The organism is Ensifer sp., from assembly GCF_035999185.1.
GTDB lineage: Bacteria > Pseudomonadota > Alphaproteobacteria > Rhizobiales > Rhizobiaceae > Ensifer.
This window is the reverse complement of record NZ_DASYHB010000040.1, coordinates 1-17,235: the sequence shown is the minus strand read 5'-3', so window position 1 is coordinate 17,235 and position 17,235 is coordinate 1. Positions and strand designations below refer to the sequence as shown.

Genomic DNA, 17,235 nt, shown 5'->3' with positions numbered 1-17,235 from the left:
ATCAAACTCGACTGCTCGCCGTCGTCATGACGGCACTTGTACCCGGGCGACCTTCCTGGTCGTCGTCACGTCCCCCGTCCTTGGTTGAGCGAAACTCGATGCACTGGCTTCGACACGCGAGCCGCTGTCGGACGGCTGTGCAAAGCCTCTCCATTTCAAGCGGAAGCGGACGATCTTCAGGTTTGTGCCGCGCCCGGCGCCGGCAACCGTGTACCTGGTCTCGGTAAAGGCGATAAAGCCCAGGCCGTGGGACAGGGCCTCCGTCGCCTCGGCGCCGTGGCGCACCGCCGACTGGGCCGACAGCACGGAGACCAGCACCAGACATCCGGCCGTCGCCGCCGTCATCGTTGAACGCGGCATCAACGCCAGTCCGTTTTCCCGTGCATGGCAGACGTGGATGACCACCACGAGCCCCGCATAGATGAGGGTATTGATCCCGGCAAAGATGTAGAAGCCGCGCGCCGTCCCGGCATCGGATACGAACCAGGCAGCAAGAGCCGAGGCCACGGAAAGAACGAGATAGGGCATCAGGACACGCAGCGGCAAGGAACCGGCTGCAGCACCGCCCTTTGGCGTGATGCGGAAATCGACGAACGAGCCCCTGAAGTGGTCACGCACCGCAGCAAGGCACCCGAGCAACGACCAGGGCCACCGCGCAAACAGGAACAACATGCTTTCCCAGCTCAGCACACGTGCGTCGTGCGGTCGGAACGTGCCTGTCGAACGCCAGAAATAGGCGAGTACGATCAACACCAGCGACAGCGGCGCAAAGTGCAATAGGAATTCGGGATAGGTGACCGCAACGAAAGCACGCCCCATGAACAGCGCGGCGATCGGCATCACGAACATCAGCGCCATGAAGGACGAAAACAGCGGATACCAGAGCTGCGAAAACAGGAACTGGAAGCGCAACCGCGGCGAAAGACGGGGCACGTAGACAGGCGAGTATTTCAGCAGGATCGTCACCAGGCTGCGCGCCCATTGAAATTCCTGGACGGCGAGATCGGCAAAATTCGCCGGTCCGTCACCGTGAGCGATCGCGTTCAGCGCATGCACGCCGCGCCATCCATGGGCGTTCATGATGAGCGTGGTCGAGTGATCTTCGGCCAGCTCGGGCCCCAGTCCGCCGATCTGCTTCAGGGCCTTGGTGCGAACCGCGTAGTGCGAGCCGATGCACAGCGGCGCCCAGCCATTGTTGTAACCGGCCTGCAACGCGCCATGCATGCTCGCCTCGGCGTAGAGACGCCCGCGCGCCGCCCAGCTCGTTGCGGCATTGGCGTCACAAATGCTCGGCGCCGACACGTAGCCGACCGACGGATCGTTGAACGGACGCAGGATCTCGACGAGATAGGTGGTTTCGGGCACATGGTCGGCGTCGAACTGCGCAACGAAGTCATAGCGCTCGTAGCCGTAGTGATCGTAGAAATAGGCGAGGTTCCCCTCCTTGCAGCGGGTCCGGCGCGGCCAGGCGGAGCGATGGTAGTCGGCAACGCCCTTGCGCGTGGAGACCCGAACGCCATGCGCCGCACACCAAGCCATCGTGTCTTCAGACGGATCTTCGTCGGCGAGCCACACATCGAAATCGCAGCCGGTCTGGTCGAGCATCGCAAGCAAGGTCTTGCGAACGACGGCGAAGGGTTCGGAAGGAGCCTTTGTCACGACCATGGCAATCCGACCTTGCGGTACGGGTCCGGTCTGCGCCGTCGCCACCTTTGCGCCCGAAAAAATCGCGATGAAATAGACCGGAAGCAGGGTGATCCAGCCGATCACGATCGTGATGAGAAGATAGGACGGCCACGCGACGACGTGGGCCGGATCGATCCACCACTGCCAGAAATAGAGGAACGCCCCGCACCAGGCGGCAACGCCCAAACCATGAAGCCATTGCCTGCGCCCTGAAAACAGAGCCGTCAGCCGCAACCCGGCCGGCGCTGCACGCGTGACGTCGGCATCGAGATTACGGCCGGCACTTGTCGTCGATCCGGTCATCGCCGCACCTCCAGCCCGAAGCTCGGCGCAGCGGTTGCAATAATGGTGTCTATGTCGGAAAGCACCGGGCGGAACCCCAGCTTTTGCCGCGCCCAATTCGTGTCGGCAAAGAGCACCGGCGGATCGCCCGGTCGGCGGGGCAGCATCTGCACTGGAACTGTCTGTCCCGTCACCCGGTCGATCGCCGACAAGACCTCTCGGATCGAGGTTCCATGCCCCGAGCCAAGGTTGGCATGCAGAGCCTCACCGCCGTCGCTCAGATAGTTCACTGCCGCGACGTGCGCGTCGGCAAGATCGGTGACGTGGATATAGTCACGGATGCAGGTGCCGTCCGGCGTGGCATAGTCGTCGCCGAAGATGTCGAGCCGGTCGATCCGGCCGGCAGCCGCCATCAAGGCGCGCGGGATAAGATGCGTCTCGGGATCATGCTGCTCGGTAAGCTGCCCTTCCGGGTCTGCGCCCGCCGCATTGAAGTAGCGCAGCGCCACCGACCGCATGCCGTAGGCACGGGCGTAATCGGCGAGCATCAGCTCGATCATCAATTTCGTGCGTCCATAAGGATTGATCGGCTCCTGGACGGTGTCCTCGGTGATCGGCAGACGTGGAGGCACGCCATAGGTGGCGCAGGAACTGGAAAAGACGATGCGCCCGACCCCAGTCGCGCGGCAGGCTTCGAGCAACGAAATGCTGCCGGCGACGTTGTTGCGATAGTATTTTCCCGGATCTTCGACCGATTCACCCACGTAGGCGGAAGCGGCAAAGTGGATAAGGCATTCGGGCGAAACAGTGCGGATCGCCTCCGCCAAGCACTCGGCGTCTTCGATCTCCCCTTCGACGAGAGGACCCCACTTGACGTTTGCCCGATGGCCCGTGGACAGATTGTCGTAGACGACGGGAACGATGCCCTGCTGCGCCAGGCGCTTGCAGGTATGGCTGCCTATAAAGCCGGCTCCGCCGGTGACGAGAACGACGCGGGACATGTCATACCGCCTCTCCCGCCATCACGCGGCCAGCCGCGCTCAGGCGCTCGTCAAAATAGGCGATGGCGCGTTCGAGCCCATCGCGCAGCGCAACCTTCGGCTCCCATGCGAGCTCCGAAAGCGCCTGCGAGATATCCGGCCGCCGCTGGCGAGGATCGTCGACGGCAGCTGCCTGGTGCACGATGCGTGAGCGCGATCCGGTCAGCAGGCGCACCATCTGCGCGAGCTCAAGAACGGTGAATTCCCCCGGATTGCCTAGATTGATCGGCCCCGTGCAGCTGTCTGGCGAGACAGAGAGGCGCAGAAAGCCGTCGATCAGATCGTCAACGTAGCAGAACGATCGGGTCTGTTGCCCATCGCCGTAAATGGTCAGATCCCGGCCGAGCAGTGCCTGGACGACGAAATTGGAGATAACGCGACCATCGTCCGGACGCATCCGCGGACCGTAGGTGTTGAAGATACGAGCAACCTTGATCTTCACCCCATAGGTGCGGTGGTAGTCGAAGAACAGCGTCTCGGCAGATCGCTTGCCTTCGTCGTAGCAGGCACGCGGACCGATCGGATTGACGTTGCCGAAATAGGTCTCGCGCTGCGGACTGACGAGCGGGTCGCCATAAACTTCCGACGTCGAGGATTGGATGACCGTGGCACCGGTGGCGCGCGCATTTTCAAGAGCGTGCAACGCACCAAGAACATTGGTCATCAGCGTGCCGACCGGATCCGCCTGGTAATCGGGCGGCGAGGCCGGCGACGCGAAATTGAAGATCACGTCGGCATCGATCAAGTAAGGTTTGCGAACGTCGTGATCGATAATGTGGAGATGGGGATTGCGCACCAGATGAGAGAGATTTTCTCGGCGCCCCGTCGAAAAATTATCAATACAAATAACCGTATGACCAAGAGAAAGAAGTCTTTCGCAAAGATGAGAACCCAGGAAGCCGCTTCCACCCGTTACCAGAATTCTCTTTGGTATTCCTGCGAGTTTCTTTAGAAATTCCCGTTGCCCGACGACAGACAGCGGCCCTGAAACGACCTTTCGCATGCGCACCTCCAATTATTTTACACACCATTTCTCTGGTGATTTGGAGACGGACTGCGAATGAAAAATATAATAAGGAAAATTCTCTTTATTACACAGTCACGCACAACCCGTTTTAAAACGAACTATACAATTCGATCTAATATCTTACATTATTTCAAATTCAATATTAGATAACTATCAAATAACCAACATCGCGTCAAACATAAAGGATGGTTAATGTCAATATTTAACCCTAATTCGCAATATTTATGCCTTGACATAGCCCAATGTGATTACGAATACTGCCAGTCATACCGCAAAATGTAACATTTCATTTACCAATGTAATCTTCCGAACAACGCTCGTCATTTGGAGGCGTGCCACGCCATACCCATCCGCGGCCACGCGCGTTTGCAGCACCGCGCTCCCGCGCGGAAGCCGGTACAGTCTAAGTCGAGTGATGTCGGGGAACGCCTCAGGGAGAAGCACCTGAGCACCAGGGGAAAGGTCTTGCGCCAGCTTCACAGACAGGGGCGCAAGACCGGTTTCGAGACGCGCGAGGCTCAGTTCTTCCAGCGTGACAGGAGGACGTCGCCGTTGCGCTCCGAGGTCGCGTCGTTGGTAAAGTAACGCGACGCCGCTTCGGTCCGGTTGCGCACGTTCATCTTCTTATAGATGTTGCGAACATGAACCTTGACGGTGTTTTCCGAAAGCCCGAGCCGATCGGCGATGATCTTGTTTTGCGTACCCTTGCAGATCAGATCGAGGATCTGGACTTCGCGCGTCGTCAATCCGTCAGGACCAGCATCGCGCTTGCGCCGGCCCGTTGCCGAGACAGAGCTCGGTCCGGACAGGTCCGCGCGCCGTCCATAGAGGCCGGCTGCAGAAAAGGGCTCGGGAGAAAGCCGCCGCAGCAGGGCGGCGGGAAAATGCTCGCCACCCTTCATCAGTAGATCGATGGCGGCAAGGCAAACGTCCAGATTGAGGTTGAGCGGCAAGACGCCATGGATCAGGCGTTCTTCCACGAAACCTGCAATCGACGGATCAAGTTCATCTGCATTATCCACCACCAGGCCAATCGATGCCCTGGGATGAAACTCGTGAATGGTACGCAGAATTGCGGGAAAGGATTTGGGAGGCATCCGATAAAGCATAATCAGCGTTACATCGACGAGGTTGCCGTCAAGGAGATTATCAGGATCGGAAAGGCTGACCATTTCGTGACCTTGGAACCTGGAACCGACTGCCTGCATCAGGCACTCGGCGAACAGGTCGATCTTGGCGAGCATGACGATCTTTTTCTTTTGTGACAAAGCCTTATTGTTTTCTTCAAAATCACCCACGTTGGAGCTTCCAGGATACATTACGCCCTCCTAGGATTTTTCCATTTATTTTTATGGGTGCTCCGGCTTGAACGCCGTACACCCCACTTTCAGAAAATTTATTAGAAACCATAAATGTCACGATGTTTCCTGCGCAGGGAAAATTCGCGATAGCTAATGTAACGTAAAGATCTACAGAACGAAACAGCCCAAAAGGATTAGTGAAGCTGCAGATAGGCACTTAAATCGTTATAAATCGAACCATCTTTGGGTTATACCGCAAACCTTTTGTTTACCGAGGCGCGGAAAGCCCCCTAAATCAAGGTGATAGGCTAGCCGCACCGCGAGCAGGAGCCCATCCATTTTCACCGCGAAAAGCCTCGCGTCATGCGAAAATGGATTAGTTGCCCACCCCGCGGAGGCGACGTTCAACCATCTCTCGCCTTGCGATATACCCAAGAATACTTCGTTCGGGCTAGTTTTCGTACTTTTCTAATCGGCAAGGGCTCGCGTGCCGGCACAAACGAATAGTGCCCACCGAGGCATACCCATGGCCCTAATGTTAGTAATTACTGAAATTAGCTTGCAGCAACAAGGGCTTGCCATCGATGAGTAAGCCGGAAAGAGCCAGTAATTACAAACCTCTAACCAAAATTGGTATCTTCCGCGCCGCCGCGTTTGGAGTCAGATTGAGCGTTCGTTCTGAGAAGTTTGAAAGGAACCCGTTGGGTTTCAACCGGAGCCTCTGTTGAGAGGCGCTAAACAACTCGGAGTGTTGCGTAGGCGTTCCCCGGAGTAAGCGTAGAATAAGTACATATATTATGCGGGACGCAACCCGCACGTGCATTATTGAAAAATGTAAAAAAGAAATCGATTTAGCAAAAAAGCGAAGATATCTGCATCACAATATTGGCCATTCCTCAAAAGGAGCCAGCACCAGAAAATACCGTAAAAATTAAAGGTATTTGGTGTTGGCTTCCCTTTGGCCCAGAACCAGTTCCCGCCTTCGATGGAAAAGTCTAGCAGACCCTGCTTCACCGCGCGGTCTCTGACGCGTTGCTCTGGCGCACCAGGGCAGGCCCCTTGCGTTTGGAATTGGCACAGATCTGAGCGCTACGGTGCTCCAGCGCCCTTCCGTTTCCTCGCAGTCGCGGTTCCGCTCTTGGCGCGGCCGCGTCAGTCCACACCGTCCTGCCAGGCGAGCGATTTCAACTCTTCGCGAAACGCGAAACGGATGATGTGGCTTTCAATGATGCCCTTCCCCCGGGTGAGCCCTTCGGCATCCGGCGCCTCGACGGCAAACGCCAATTCATCGCCCCTCGCTGCCATACGCGCTACCGAACCGCCCGGGAATGTCACCACCGCGTCCGTCTCGGTGTAATCAACGACCGTCTTGTGCGCGAAATGCTTCGACATCTGCTGGAGATAACGTGACGCACGATCCGTCCTGAACCTGCTGACCGCCTTCCGCATGCTTTTCTCCCTTCCCCAGAGCGCGGTGCGCTCCTGCCCCTTGATCAGGCCGATCGCAACAAACAGAAAGCGGCGGCGTCCCCAGGGGGATGCCGCCGCGACAGGCCCGATCGACCGGCGATATCGCAGGTGCGGGTCGCCCTGCGGCTACTTCTTGCCCAGCGCCTGCGTCAGCTGGTCGACGATGTCCTGTTGCGACTTCAGGCCGGAAGCCGTCAGATAAAGCTTGGCGGAGTCGAGATAGACGACGTGGCCGTCTTTCCAGGCTTTCGTCTGGCGCACGAGTTCGTTGTCGAGCAGGGCCGCTGCCGGCTGCGCCTGCTGGCCGATCGCCGCGTCGCGATCGACGACGAAGATCCAGTCAGGATTGGTTTCGAGAATGTATTCGTAGGAGATCGCCTGGCCGTGGGTCGCGACCTGCAGCTCGGGATCGGCCGGTTTGATCCCGAAGACGTCATGCAGCGTGCCGAAACGCGACCCCGAGCCATAGGCGCTGATCTTGCCACCGGTCGTCAGCAGGATGAGGCCGGTGCCCTTGTCAGCCGCAAGGCCGCGCAGGGCTTCGATCGAAGCGTCGAGCTTGGCGATGTTCGCCTTGATCTCCTCCTCCTTGCCGAAGATCTGACCGAGGATCGTCGCGTTCTTCTTGATGCTGCCGATCAGGTCCTTGTCGTCGGATGTCAGGTCGATCGTTGGCGCGAGCTTGGCGACCTCGGCATATTTGGCCTGCGACCGGCCACCGACGATGACGAGGTTCGGTTCGGCTGCGTTGATGGCTTCGAAGTCGGGTTCAAAGAGCGTGCCGATCTTCGGATAGGTGTCGGCCTTGTATTTTTCGAGCGAGGGCGGGATTGCCGAGCCGGGAACGCCGGAGACGGGGATACCCAGCATGTCGAGCGTCTCCAGCATGCCGAAGTCGTAGACCAGCACAGTCTTCGGATTCTTCTCCACTTCCGTGGTGCCGCTGCTGTGCTCGATCGTCAGTGTTTCGGCCATGGCAAACGTCGCGCCGCCAACCGTGAGCGCCGCCGCGACGATCAGACTGCGAAGACCATTAGAAAGTGGCGATATATTCATGACTTATTTCCTCATGTTTTCTCGATCCTCCTAGCGCGATTTCGCCGCGAGGGCAACGTTTGCGTATCGCGTGGCGCGCGCAAAACTTGACGAAACCGATCATATATGACTAAGGCGGGCCTTCGATTTTGCATCATGCCTGTGGCGACGTACCCAGGGCTTTGCTGCAGCGGTCGATGGGCGAAAGCAGTCCCTGGAAGTGAGAGCCGTGATAAAAACGAGTAGAAGGCGGAGCACGGCGAGACGATGAGACCGATCCTGCTTGCCGTCCCGCTCGTCGTGTTTCTTGCCGCCATCAGCGTCTTTACCGGCGTCGGCAGCCTTGCCACCGGCGATGATGGACGCGGCTGGCTGCTGATCGTCGAAAGCCGCCTGCCGCGCACGCTTGCATTGATGCTTGCAGGCGCCGGCCTCGCCGTTTCCGGCACGATCATGCAGATGCTGGCACGCAACCGTTTCGTCGAGCCGTCGACCGCGGGCACGGCGGAGTCTGCGGCCCTCGGCATGCTCCTGGCCACGCTGATAGCACCAAGCCTGCCGGTGGCCGGCAAGATGGCCTTTGCCGCGCTATCTGCGCTTGTCGGAACCGCTCTCTTCCTTCAAATCCTGCGGCGGGTGCCCTTGCGTTCTCAGCTGATGGTGCCGCTCGTTGGCCTGATGCTCGGCGGCGTCTTCAACGCCATCACCACGTTCATCGCCTATCGCTACGATCTAATGCAGTCGATGGGCGCGTGGACCTCGGGCGATTTCTCTGCGGTTCTGCGCGGCCGATACGAACTGTTGTGGATTGGCCTCGCACTCACCCTCGTCGCTTACGCCACCGCAGCTCGCTTCACGGTCATCGGCATGGGCGAAGCGATTGCCCGCAATGTCGGGCTCGACTACGACAAGGTGGTCACGCTCGGGCTCGTCATCGTCTCGATGGTTACGGCAACAGTCGTCGCAACCGTCGGCATGATCCCGTTCCTCGGTCTCGTCGTTCCCAACATCGTCAGCTTGATCCTCGGCGACAACCTCAGGCGCACCTTGCCCCTGATTGCGGCTGCAGGCGCCGGGCTGGTGCTCGCTTGCGACATCGTCGGCCGTGTGGTGATCGCTCCTTACGAGGTACCGGTCGGTACCGTCATGGGCGTGATCGGCAGTCTGGTCTTCCTTCATCTGCTGCTTTCGAGGCGCACCCATGCGGGCTGACGTGAAGAGGATTTCTCCGTCTGCCGTCCTCATCGTGTCGGCTGCACTGGCAGTCGCATCGATGGTCGCGTTCATGACCGTCGGCGCCAAGGGCAGCTGGTCCTTCCTCCTGTCTTTCCGGGGCACGAAACTTCTCGGTATGGTGCTAGTCGCCTATGCGATCGCCGTTTCCACGGTGCTGTTCCAGACGATATCCGGCAACCGTATCCTGACGCCGTCGATCATCGGCTTCGACGCTATGTACGCGCTCCTTCAGACGATCATGGTGTTTTTCCTCGGCGCAGCGGGTATGACGACAACGGACCCGCGGCTTCAATTCACCCTGGAGACGGCCGCCATGGTCGGTTTCTCGCTGTTGTTGTTTCGCGCCCTCTTCTCCGGCGCCAGCCGCAGCTTGCACCTCTTGATGCTGGTCGGCATCATCCTGGGCGGACTGTTCCGCAGCCTGTCGTCCTTCCTGCAACGCATCCTCGATCCCAATGATTTCATCGTGCTGCAGGACCGGTTGTTCGCAAGCTTCAACAGCGTCGATGCCGATCTTCTCGGCATAGCCGCGGTCGCGACGCTCGCCGTGACCTTCGTGCTGTGGCGGCTTTCGCCCACGTTCGACGTGCTCTCGCTCGGGCGCGAAGCGGCGATCGGACTTGGCGTCGATCACCAACGCGTCGTCAATTTGCTTCTGGTGCTGATCGCCATCCTCGTGTCGGTCTCGACCGCGCTGGTCGGCCCGGTCACCTTCTTCGGCCTGCTGGTCGCAAGCCTCGCCTGGCAACTGACGCCGACAGCCAGCCATCGTTTCGTACTGCCGGTCGCCGTCTCTATCGCGATCACAACACTTGTCGGCGGCCAGGTCATCCTCGAGCGGCTGTTTTCCTTCAACACGGCGCTCAGCATCGTTATCGAGTTCTTCGGTGGCCTTGTCTTCATCTTCCTGCTTGTCCGAGGCTCTGCCCGATGATCGAAATCCAAGAGGTAACAAAATCCTACGACGGCAACGCGGTCGTCGACCGGGTGTCCCTCACCCTGCCGGCCGGCGGCCTGACCTCGATCATCGGCCCCAACGGCGCCGGCAAGTCGACGCTGCTGTCGATCGTTAGCCGGCTGATGCCGATGGACCGCGGAAAAGTGCTGGTCGATGGCCTGGACGTCAATGACACGGCGGGTGACGTGCTCGCCCGACGGCTCTCGATCATGCGTCAGGACAATCACATCACCGCCCGCCTCAGCGTGCGCGACCTCGTCGCCTTCGGCCGCTATCCCTATTCCAAGGGGCGGTTGACGGCGGATGATGTGGAACACATCGATCGCTCGATCGCCTATCTCGGGCTCGAGCCGTTTGCAAATCGCTTTCTCGATCAGCTTTCGGGCGGCCAGCGCCAGCGCGCCTTCATCGCCATGGTTCTGTGCCAGGACACCGATTACATGCTGTTCGACGAACCGCTCAACAATCTCGACATCAAGCACGCAGTCGAGACGATGAAGCTCCTGCGCCGGCTCGCCGACGATTTCGCCAAGACCGTCGTTGTCGTGCTGCACGACATCAATTTCGCCTCGGCCTATTCCGATCGTATCGTCGCCATGCAGGGCGGACGGCTCGCCTTCGAAGGGGCGCCGCAGGACGTGATCGTGCCATCGAGGCTGCAGGCGATCTTTGATGTCGACTGCCGCGTTCATGCGGTCGGACAAACGCGGTTGGTCAACTACTTCGAATGATCAGGACGAATAGAGGGCGCGCCGCGACGAAATCTCTTTCGTGCGGCGCGCGCTGCCTGTTTGGATCTGCGGATACCAGAAAAGAGAACGACCTTGCCGTTTAGCCGGCGGCCTGCACGCTCTCCTTGCCGATCCGTACCGCATCCGCAGCGTGATCCTCTTCCGTCACCGAGGAAAACCGCTTCAACCATCGGCCGACCTTGGTGTTGATGTCGTCCATCACGGTGAACATCACAGGTACGAAGACCAGGCTCAGCGCCGTCGAGGTGATGAGCCCGCCGATGACCGCGATTGCCATCGGCGCACGGAAGGCGGCGCCGGCACCGACACCGATAACGGCCGGCACCATGCCCGCCACCATGGCGATGGTCGTCATGATGATCGGCCGGGCGCGGGTGACGCCCGCCGTCAACAGGGCCGTTCGCCGGTCCGCCCCCTCGTTGCGGCACTCGATCGCGTGGTCGACCAGCAGGATCGAGTTCTTGCACACGATGCCCATCAGCATCAGGATGCCGATCATCGACGAGAGATCGAGCGCAGCTCCAAACAGGATCAGCGCCAACGCCGCCCCACCGATCGACAGGGGCAAGGCCACGAGGATGGTCAGCGGCTGCAGGAAATCCTTGAACAACAGCACCAGAACCGCAGCCACCATCAAGATGCCGGCAAGCAGCGCGAGGGCGAAGTTCCGGAACATTTCCGACATGTATTCCGCTTCGCCATAGTTGGCCTGCGACACGCCTGCCGGCAGCTCGGTCATCGCCGGAAGTGCCGCGATCGCCTCGAACGCAGTGCCGAGCGTAATGCCGCTGAGGTTGGCCTCGACAGCGATCAGCCGCTTGCGATTGAGGCGCTCGACGCTGCTTTCTTCCGCGCCGAAGGATATGTCAGCGACCGAGGTCAACGGCACCACGCTGCCCGCATTGGTGCCGACCCTCAGATTGCGCAGAGTGTCGAAATCGCCACGTGCCGACTGGTCGAGCATCACCCGGATCGGAACCTGGCGGTTGCCGAGGTTGAAGCGTGCGGAATTGCTTTCGCTGTCGCCCATCGTCGCGATACGGGCAACGGTGCCGATCGAGGTCACGGAGACGCCGAGCCTTGCCGCCTCGTCAAAGCGCGGCCTGACCAGCAGTTCTGGAGACAGCATGGGCTCGGTTGAGCGAACGCCGACCAGTCCTGGAAGCGCCCGCATCTCCTTTTCGAGCCGACGTACCGAATCCAGCAGCACTTCCGGGTCGTCGCCGGTCAGGTAGATGGAAAGGTCCTTTGCCCCCTCGACCGACGAGAAAGTCGCCTGGATGTCCGGGGTCTCCGTCAGCAGCGATCGCAGCGACAGTTCGAAGGATTTTCGGTCGAGTTCGCGCTCCTTGCGCGGCTTGAGCTTGATGCGCAGCGACACTTCGTTGACGGTCTCCGCGGTCGCCAGAACGCTCTCGACCTCTGTCCGTTGCTTGATCCTGCTGACAAGATCATCTGAAATTCTGATCGTCTCTTCGAGCCGCGTTCCCGCAGGCAAAGTGACCTTGAGCTGGGAAACGTTGCTGTCGCTCGTCGGTATAAACCCGGTCGGCAGCATGGTGAGCAGCGCGATCGAGCCAACGAAGATTAAGACAACCATCGACAGCGCGGTCTTGCGGTGATCAAGCGTCCATCCGAGCAGGCGGCTATAGGTGTCGGAAATCCACGACGGCTTTCCGGAATGACCGCCGCCAGCCTTCGGCTGCAGCAGATAGGCGGCCATCAGCGGCGTCAGCAGCCGGGCGACGAGCAGCGAGAACAGGACGGCGATCGCCACCGTCAGACCGAACTGCTTGAAATACTGCCCAACCGCGCCGCCGATGAAGCTGACCGGAGCAAACACCGCAACAATCGTCAGCGTCGTCGCAACGATCGCCAGGCCGATCGCGTCCGCCGCGTCGATCGCTGCGATGAAAGGGCGCTTGCCCATGTCGACGTGGCGCTCGATATTCTCAATCTCGACGATCGCATCGTCGACGAGAATGCCGATCACCAGCGTCAGAGCGAGCAGGCTGATGCTGTTGAGCGTAAAGCCGAGCAGATCCATCACGATAAATGTCGGCAGGATGGAGAGCGGCATGGCAAGAGCCGAGATCAGCGTGGCACGCCAGTTGCGCAGGAAGACAAAGACCACGACGACGGTCAGCAATGCGCCTTCGATGAGCGCGGTCACCGCCGCGTCGTAGCTCTCCTGCGTATACTCGACGAGCGAGATCTGTTCGGTGAATTCGACACCCGGCGTACGGGCCTGGATCTCCTTCAAGCGCTGAGCGGCGGCTTCGGCAACGACCGTGTCGCTCGCTCCCTTGCTTCGCGACACCGAGAAACTGACGACGGGTGCACCATCGACGCGGGCGAAGCCGCGTGGTTCGGAAGATGTGTCTTCGATCGTCGCGATGTCGGACAGTTGCACCCAGCGGCCACTCGCGAGCGGGATCGACAGCCTCGAAAGCTCTTCGACCGAGCCGGCGCTGCCGATGGTGCGGATCGACTGCTCGCGTCCGCCGATTTCGCCACGCCCGCTCGGCACGTTCGTATTGATTTCCCTGAGCGCCGTGTTCACCTGGTCGGCCGTTACGCCGAGGGCCAGCAGGCGCTCCGGGTTAAGCGAAACCCGTACCTCGCGGCTGACGCCGCCAAGACGCTGCACCTTCTGCACCCCGGGCAGCGTCAGCAGTTCACTGTTGATCGTATCGTCGACAAACCAAGACAGTTCCACTTCCGACATGGCAGGCGCGCGCACGGCATAGTAGACGATGGCGCTGCCGTCGACGTCGACGCGCGAGACGATCGGATCCTGGATGGATTGCGGCAGGTCGGCGCGGATCTGCGCCACCGCCTCGCGCACGTCGTTGGCCGCGCGATCGGGATCGATGCCGATCTTGAACTCGACCGTGGTCGAGGAGAGGCCGTTGGCAATCGTCGAGCGGATGTGGTTGACGCCGACAATGCCTGCGGCGACCCCTTCCACGCGGCGCGTCACCTGCGTTTCCATCTCGCGCGGCTGCGCGCTTGGCTGGGTAATCGTCACCGTCACGACCGGGAACGAGACACTCGGGTTCGCATTGACCGGCAGCCTCAAGAACGAGGCGATGCCAATCAGCGTCAGGACGACGAAAAGAACGACTGTCGGAACGGGCTTTCGGATCGCCCAGGCAGAAATATTGCTGGTCATTGCTGGTTGCTCGCCTGCGCCGGATCCACGTCCTTGCCCACCACCGCCTCGCCTTCGCGAAGCGTCACACCGGCCTTGATGACGACGCGATCACCGGTCGCCAGGCCAGAGACGATTTCGACCTTTCCGGCCTGGCGCATGCCCGGCTTCACGACTTTGCGCACCACCTGCCCGCGTTCGACGACGAAAACCGAGACAGTTCCGTCCGGTGCCCCGTAAAGGAGCGCGGAATCGTCGACCATGATCGCACTACGCTCGGCGACCACGATCGCGGCGCGTCCGAATGTGCCCGCAAAGGGTGGCTTTCCGGTATCGAGCGTGATCTGCGCGGTTCCAAGCCGGGTTTCACGGTCGATCTTCGGATTGATCACGCGTACCCGCCCTTCGATCCAGTCGCTGCGACCGGAGAGCTTGACCTTGACCGACTGGCCGATGGCAAGCAGCGAGAGCTCGGTCTCCGGCACTTCGGCCGCAAACTCGATCTCGCCGTCTCGGATCAGCTTGACCAGGGGATCCGTTCCGGCAAGGGCCCCTGCCCGGGCGAGCCGCTCGGAGACGATACCGGCTGCCGGCGCCAGGATGACGGCGCGTTCGAGCTTGCGGCGCGCCTCGGCTTCAAGCGCTTCGGCCTGCTCGTAATCGGCACGCGCGACCTTGACTGCCTGCTCGGCGATTGCGAGCGCGGAAACGCGCTCCTCGAGCGTCGTTGCGGCCTGGAGGTGGCTGAGCTGCCGGGCGCGCGCCAGCTTCCGCTGCTCCTGCGTCACCGTTTCCTCTTCCCGCGCCATCGTGGCACCGGCACGTGCAACGCGTCCTTCGGCCTCGCGCAGCAGATTTTCGAGCATCTCGGTTTCGAGGCGGGCAAGTACCTGGCCCGCAACCACCCGGTCGCCGATCTCGACCTCGACCTTGGCGATGCGCTGGTCAGTCAGCGTGGTGCCGACCGCGATCTCCTCGCGAGCGACGAAGATGCCGGCAAAAGACCTCGTCCATTGCTGCGGGCGGCTGTCGGCGACAAGGGTCGAAACCGTGCGGTTGATCGGGTCGGCGTCTTTGGGAACGGACGCAGCAGCCTCCCCGGAAGCATGCGCCACGCCGCCGGCGATGGCGAGCACAAGCCATGCGGCAAGCACAACGTTCAACTCATTCGTGCATCTCATTTCACTGGCTTTCCGTGGCGGGTCGCGGACAACAACCTGTTGGCGTGGCCGGACCCAAGGGCATACACATGCGATCAATAATTATTAGATTAATCGATCTAATAATTAGATATGAACGCGTCAATTGTGAGGCAGATCACACACTAGCATTGCGGGAAGATGGCGGTGTCCCGGCCACGGGCGCGCTTGACACCGGCCGCCCTCCATACGAAATCAGACTGACTGGTCTAATAAAGTGCCTGCCCCACAGGGAGAAACGCCGATGCGCAAGGTCGACCCCGAAAAACACGCCGCCAAGCGCCGACTGATTCTGGATGCGGCAATCGCCTGCTTCTCGCGCAAGGGATTCCACGGCACGTCGACCGCCGAAATCTGCGCCGAAGCGGGCATGAGCCCAGGCAATCTCTTCCATTATTTTCCGACCAAGCACACCATCATCGCGGCGATCGTGGAGGAGGAACGTCAAGAAACGGCGGAGATTTTTCGGAAGCTGAATGAAGAGGCCGACCTGTTGGCCGCATTGCTCGGCTTTATGGACACCGTTCTCGATCTTGCGGGCGACCCGGCCTATGCAAGCCTGGCGCTCGAAATCGCCGCCGAGTCGATGCGGGACGAACGCATTGGAATACTCGCCGCGACGAACGACGCGGAACTGAAAGCGTCGCTGGCGGCCCTGCTTCGGGAGGCCGCCGGCCGAAACCAGGTCGATCCGGCGATTGATGCCGAAGGTGCAGCCCGCTGGATCGCCGCGGTCATCGACGGCATTTTCAGCAGGGTCGCGGTCGATCCGGGGTTCAAGCCCAAGGAGGAGCGTTCGATGATGCGGCGTCTTCTCGGCCGCTTTCTCCGCCCCTAAGGCGACGCTTGCGAAAACATTGCCCGCAACGAGCGATCAGCGCGCTGCGGACTTTTCTTTCGCGCTCCCGGCCTTAGCCGGAGCGATGTGCAAAAGTCGCAACCTCAGGCGCGCTTCTGGATGACGCCGTAGACGACGTTTCTGTTGGCACCGAAGAAGACGCGAGCGTCGATCGCAGACTTGCCGGCGCTCTTGTGGATGATGTTCCACATGTCGACCTCGGAGCGCAGCAGCAGCGCCCAGTTCATGAACGTTTCCATGTAGCCGTCGACGCCGATGTCCGTTGCAAAATTGGCAAACAGGAAAACGCCGTTCGGCTTCAGCATCTGCAGGCAGCGATGCGTCAGCTTGATGGCCACTTTGTCGTTAAGATAGTCGTAGAGACCCGCGGCATAGATGAAATCGAACGTGCCGAGCTTCTGGTCCCGACCGAGGAGGCTGCGCACGGACCCATCCACCGCTTCGATTGCCGTGCCACGGAAATCGCGGCTGATCGATCCGACGCTGAGCGGATCCTGGTCAAGCGCCACCCAGCGCTTGATGCGCCCTTCTTCAAGCGCGACCGAGCGATTGGCTTCGCGCAGGTGCCCGGCAGCGATCGTCAGGATTTCAGCCTGACCTCCGCGGCTTGCCGCGATGTCATCGACGTGCCGGGTCAGAATATCGCGACGCTCGCGCACCGCCACCGATGAGGAAGCATCCTTGGTGTAGTCGTAAAGGGCACGGCCGACGGTGGACGCCCGCTCGATTTCAGCAGCGACGCTTGGGTGGCCATAGATGAAGTCAAGCAACTGCGCGTCACCCGAATAGCCCCGAGGCTTCTCGAAGGACCAGCGCGTGAAGGGATCCTGCAGGAAGAATTCCGAAACCGGGTGATCCTGCGCAATCGGGATTAGTTCCTGCCACACGGTGGGGTGGTACTTGGCACGGACTTCGTGAAGAGCGGCCGCGAGCCGGTCGATGATTTTCGCTGGCTCCGTCCCGTTCAAAAATTGTTCCTGGGCGACCCTGAGTATCAATGCAAGCTCGGCCTTGCCGGTCGAGAGCTGTTCGTTATGCCGTTCGCCCCGGGGCGAAACGAACTCATCGGCCATAGCCTTGGGAGTAATGAGGCTCTGACCGTCGAAAACAGTCTGAAATTGGCGCACGCGAGACCATCCGTTAAAGGTTTGTTAACAATGGTTGCGAAGATGTGCGCATTCCAGCTCGGATTGCAAGTTTTTGTATATAATAAGGTAAATTCCTGTGTCTCATCCC

13 protein-coding genes are annotated in these 17,235 nt (G+C 60.3%); 4 read left to right on the top strand and 9 right to left on the bottom strand.

Annotated elements, in window-relative coordinates; genetic code table 11:
- Positions 1 to 24: 24 nt before the first annotated feature.
- From VGO04_RS04140 to VGO04_RS04115, 6 genes are all read right to left on the bottom strand, one after another.
- Complete coding sequence (locus VGO04_RS04140; RefSeq protein ID WP_327494691.1) at positions 25 to 1,989, bottom strand: glycosyltransferase family 2 protein; 1,965 nt, start codon at positions 1,987 to 1,989, stop codon at positions 25 to 27.
- Positions 1,986 to 2,969 (bottom strand): UDP-glucose 4-epimerase GalE, encoded by a 984-nt coding sequence (gene galE / locus VGO04_RS04135; RefSeq protein WP_327494690.1) that lies wholly within the window; start codon positions 2,967 to 2,969, stop codon positions 1,986 to 1,988. The genes VGO04_RS04140 and galE overlap by 4 nt, the downstream gene beginning before the upstream one ends.
- A 1-nt stretch (position 2,970) precedes the next feature.
- The gene (locus VGO04_RS04130) at positions 2,971 to 4,011 is read right to left on the bottom strand and encodes a UDP-glucuronic acid decarboxylase family protein (RefSeq protein ID WP_327494733.1); all 1,041 of its coding nucleotides are present in this window, start codon (positions 4,009 to 4,011) and stop codon (positions 2,971 to 2,973) included.
- Between the two features lie 542 nt (positions 4,012 to 4,553).
- On the bottom strand, positions 4,554 to 5,354 hold the full coding sequence (locus VGO04_RS04125; RefSeq protein WP_327494689.1) for a response regulator transcription factor: 801 nt from the start codon (positions 5,352 to 5,354) through the stop codon (positions 4,554 to 4,556).
- 1,134 nt (positions 5,355 to 6,488) lie between these two features.
- Positions 6,489 to 6,785, bottom strand: a complete 297-nt coding sequence (locus VGO04_RS04120) for a DUF2218 domain-containing protein (protein ID WP_327494688.1) — start codon at positions 6,783 to 6,785, stop codon at positions 6,489 to 6,491.
- 147 nt (positions 6,786 to 6,932) lie between these two features.
- A complete protein-coding gene (locus VGO04_RS04115; RefSeq protein ID WP_327494687.1) occupies positions 6,933 to 7,862 on the bottom strand; it encodes a siderophore ABC transporter substrate-binding protein in 930 nt (309 codons plus the stop codon).
- Positions 7,863 to 8,108: 246 nt separating this feature from the next.
- Between VGO04_RS04115 and VGO04_RS04110 the strand changes: the two genes are divergently transcribed.
- The 3 genes from VGO04_RS04110 to VGO04_RS04100 are packed head-to-tail and all read left to right on the top strand — an operon-like array spanning position 8,109 to position 10,766.
- A complete protein-coding gene (locus VGO04_RS04110; RefSeq protein WP_327494686.1) occupies positions 8,109 to 9,053 on the top strand; it encodes an ABC transporter permease in 945 nt (314 codons plus the stop codon).
- On the top strand, positions 9,043 to 10,011 hold the full coding sequence (locus VGO04_RS04105) for an iron chelate uptake ABC transporter family permease subunit (RefSeq protein WP_414650509.1): 969 nt from the start codon (positions 9,043 to 9,045) through the stop codon (positions 10,009 to 10,011). Before VGO04_RS04110 ends, VGO04_RS04105 begins: the two co-directional genes overlap by 11 nt.
- A complete protein-coding gene (locus tag VGO04_RS04100) occupies positions 10,008 to 10,766 on the top strand; it encodes an ABC transporter ATP-binding protein (RefSeq protein ID WP_327494684.1) in 759 nt (252 codons plus the stop codon). Before VGO04_RS04105 ends, VGO04_RS04100 begins: the two co-directional genes overlap by 4 nt.
- Positions 10,767 to 10,866: 100 nt before the next feature.
- Here the strand turns inward: VGO04_RS04100 and VGO04_RS04095 are convergent, their stop codons facing one another.
- Positions 10,867 to 13,962 carry an efflux RND transporter permease subunit gene (locus VGO04_RS04095; RefSeq protein WP_327494683.1) on the bottom strand — a complete coding sequence of 1,032 codons (3,096 nt, stop codon included), beginning with the start codon at positions 13,960 to 13,962 and terminating at the stop codon, positions 10,867 to 10,869.
- Positions 13,959 to 15,122, bottom strand: coding sequence for an efflux RND transporter periplasmic adaptor subunit (locus tag VGO04_RS04090; RefSeq protein ID WP_327494682.1), 1,164 nt, complete (start codon positions 15,120 to 15,122; stop codon positions 13,959 to 13,961). Before VGO04_RS04090 ends, VGO04_RS04095 begins: the two co-directional genes overlap by 4 nt.
- A gap of 262 nt (positions 15,123 to 15,384) precedes the next feature.
- Here VGO04_RS04090 and VGO04_RS04085 point away from each other — a divergent pair, with 262 nt between their 5' ends.
- A complete protein-coding gene (locus VGO04_RS04085; RefSeq protein WP_327494681.1) occupies positions 15,385 to 15,978 on the top strand; it encodes a TetR/AcrR family transcriptional regulator in 594 nt (197 codons plus the stop codon).
- A gap of 104 nt (positions 15,979 to 16,082) precedes the next feature.
- Here VGO04_RS04085 and VGO04_RS04080 read toward each other — a convergent pair whose 3' ends face one another.
- Positions 16,083 to 17,126 (bottom strand): class I SAM-dependent methyltransferase, encoded by a 1,044-nt coding sequence (locus VGO04_RS04080; RefSeq protein ID WP_327494680.1) that lies wholly within the window; start codon positions 17,124 to 17,126, stop codon positions 16,083 to 16,085.
- Positions 17,127 to 17,235 lie beyond the last annotated feature (109 nt).

Coding starts and splice junctions, on each gene's coding strand:
- VGO04_RS04140 (WP_327494691.1), bottom strand. CDS start 1,989: ATGACCGGATCGACGACAAGTGCCGGCCGTAATCTCGATGCCGACGTC.
- galE (WP_327494690.1), bottom strand. CDS start 2,969: ATGTCCCGCGTCGTTCTCGTCACCGGCGGAGCCGGCTTTATAGGCAGC.
- VGO04_RS04130 (WP_327494733.1), bottom strand. CDS start 4,011: ATGCGAAAGGTCGTTTCAGGGCCGCTGTCTGTCGTCGGGCAACGGGAA.
- VGO04_RS04125 (WP_327494689.1), bottom strand. CDS start 5,354: ATGTATCCTGGAAGCTCCAACGTGGGTGATTTTGAAGAAAACAATAAG.
- VGO04_RS04120 (WP_327494688.1), bottom strand. CDS start 6,785: ATGCGGAAGGCGGTCAGCAGGTTCAGGACGGATCGTGCGTCACGTTAT.
- VGO04_RS04115 (WP_327494687.1), bottom strand. CDS start 7,862: ATGAATATATCGCCACTTTCTAATGGTCTTCGCAGTCTGATCGTCGCG.
- VGO04_RS04110 (WP_327494686.1), top strand. CDS start 8,109: ATGAGACCGATCCTGCTTGCCGTCCCGCTCGTCGTGTTTCTTGCCGCC.
- VGO04_RS04105 (WP_414650509.1), top strand. CDS start 9,043: ATGCGGGCTGACGTGAAGAGGATTTCTCCGTCTGCCGTCCTCATCGTG.
- VGO04_RS04100 (WP_327494684.1), top strand. CDS start 10,008: ATGATCGAAATCCAAGAGGTAACAAAATCCTACGACGGCAACGCGGTC.
- VGO04_RS04095 (WP_327494683.1), bottom strand. CDS start 13,962: ATGACCAGCAATATTTCTGCCTGGGCGATCCGAAAGCCCGTTCCGACA.
- VGO04_RS04090 (WP_327494682.1), bottom strand. CDS start 15,122: ATGAGATGCACGAATGAGTTGAACGTTGTGCTTGCCGCATGGCTTGTG.
- VGO04_RS04085 (WP_327494681.1), top strand. CDS start 15,385: ATGCGCAAGGTCGACCCCGAAAAACACGCCGCCAAGCGCCGACTGATT.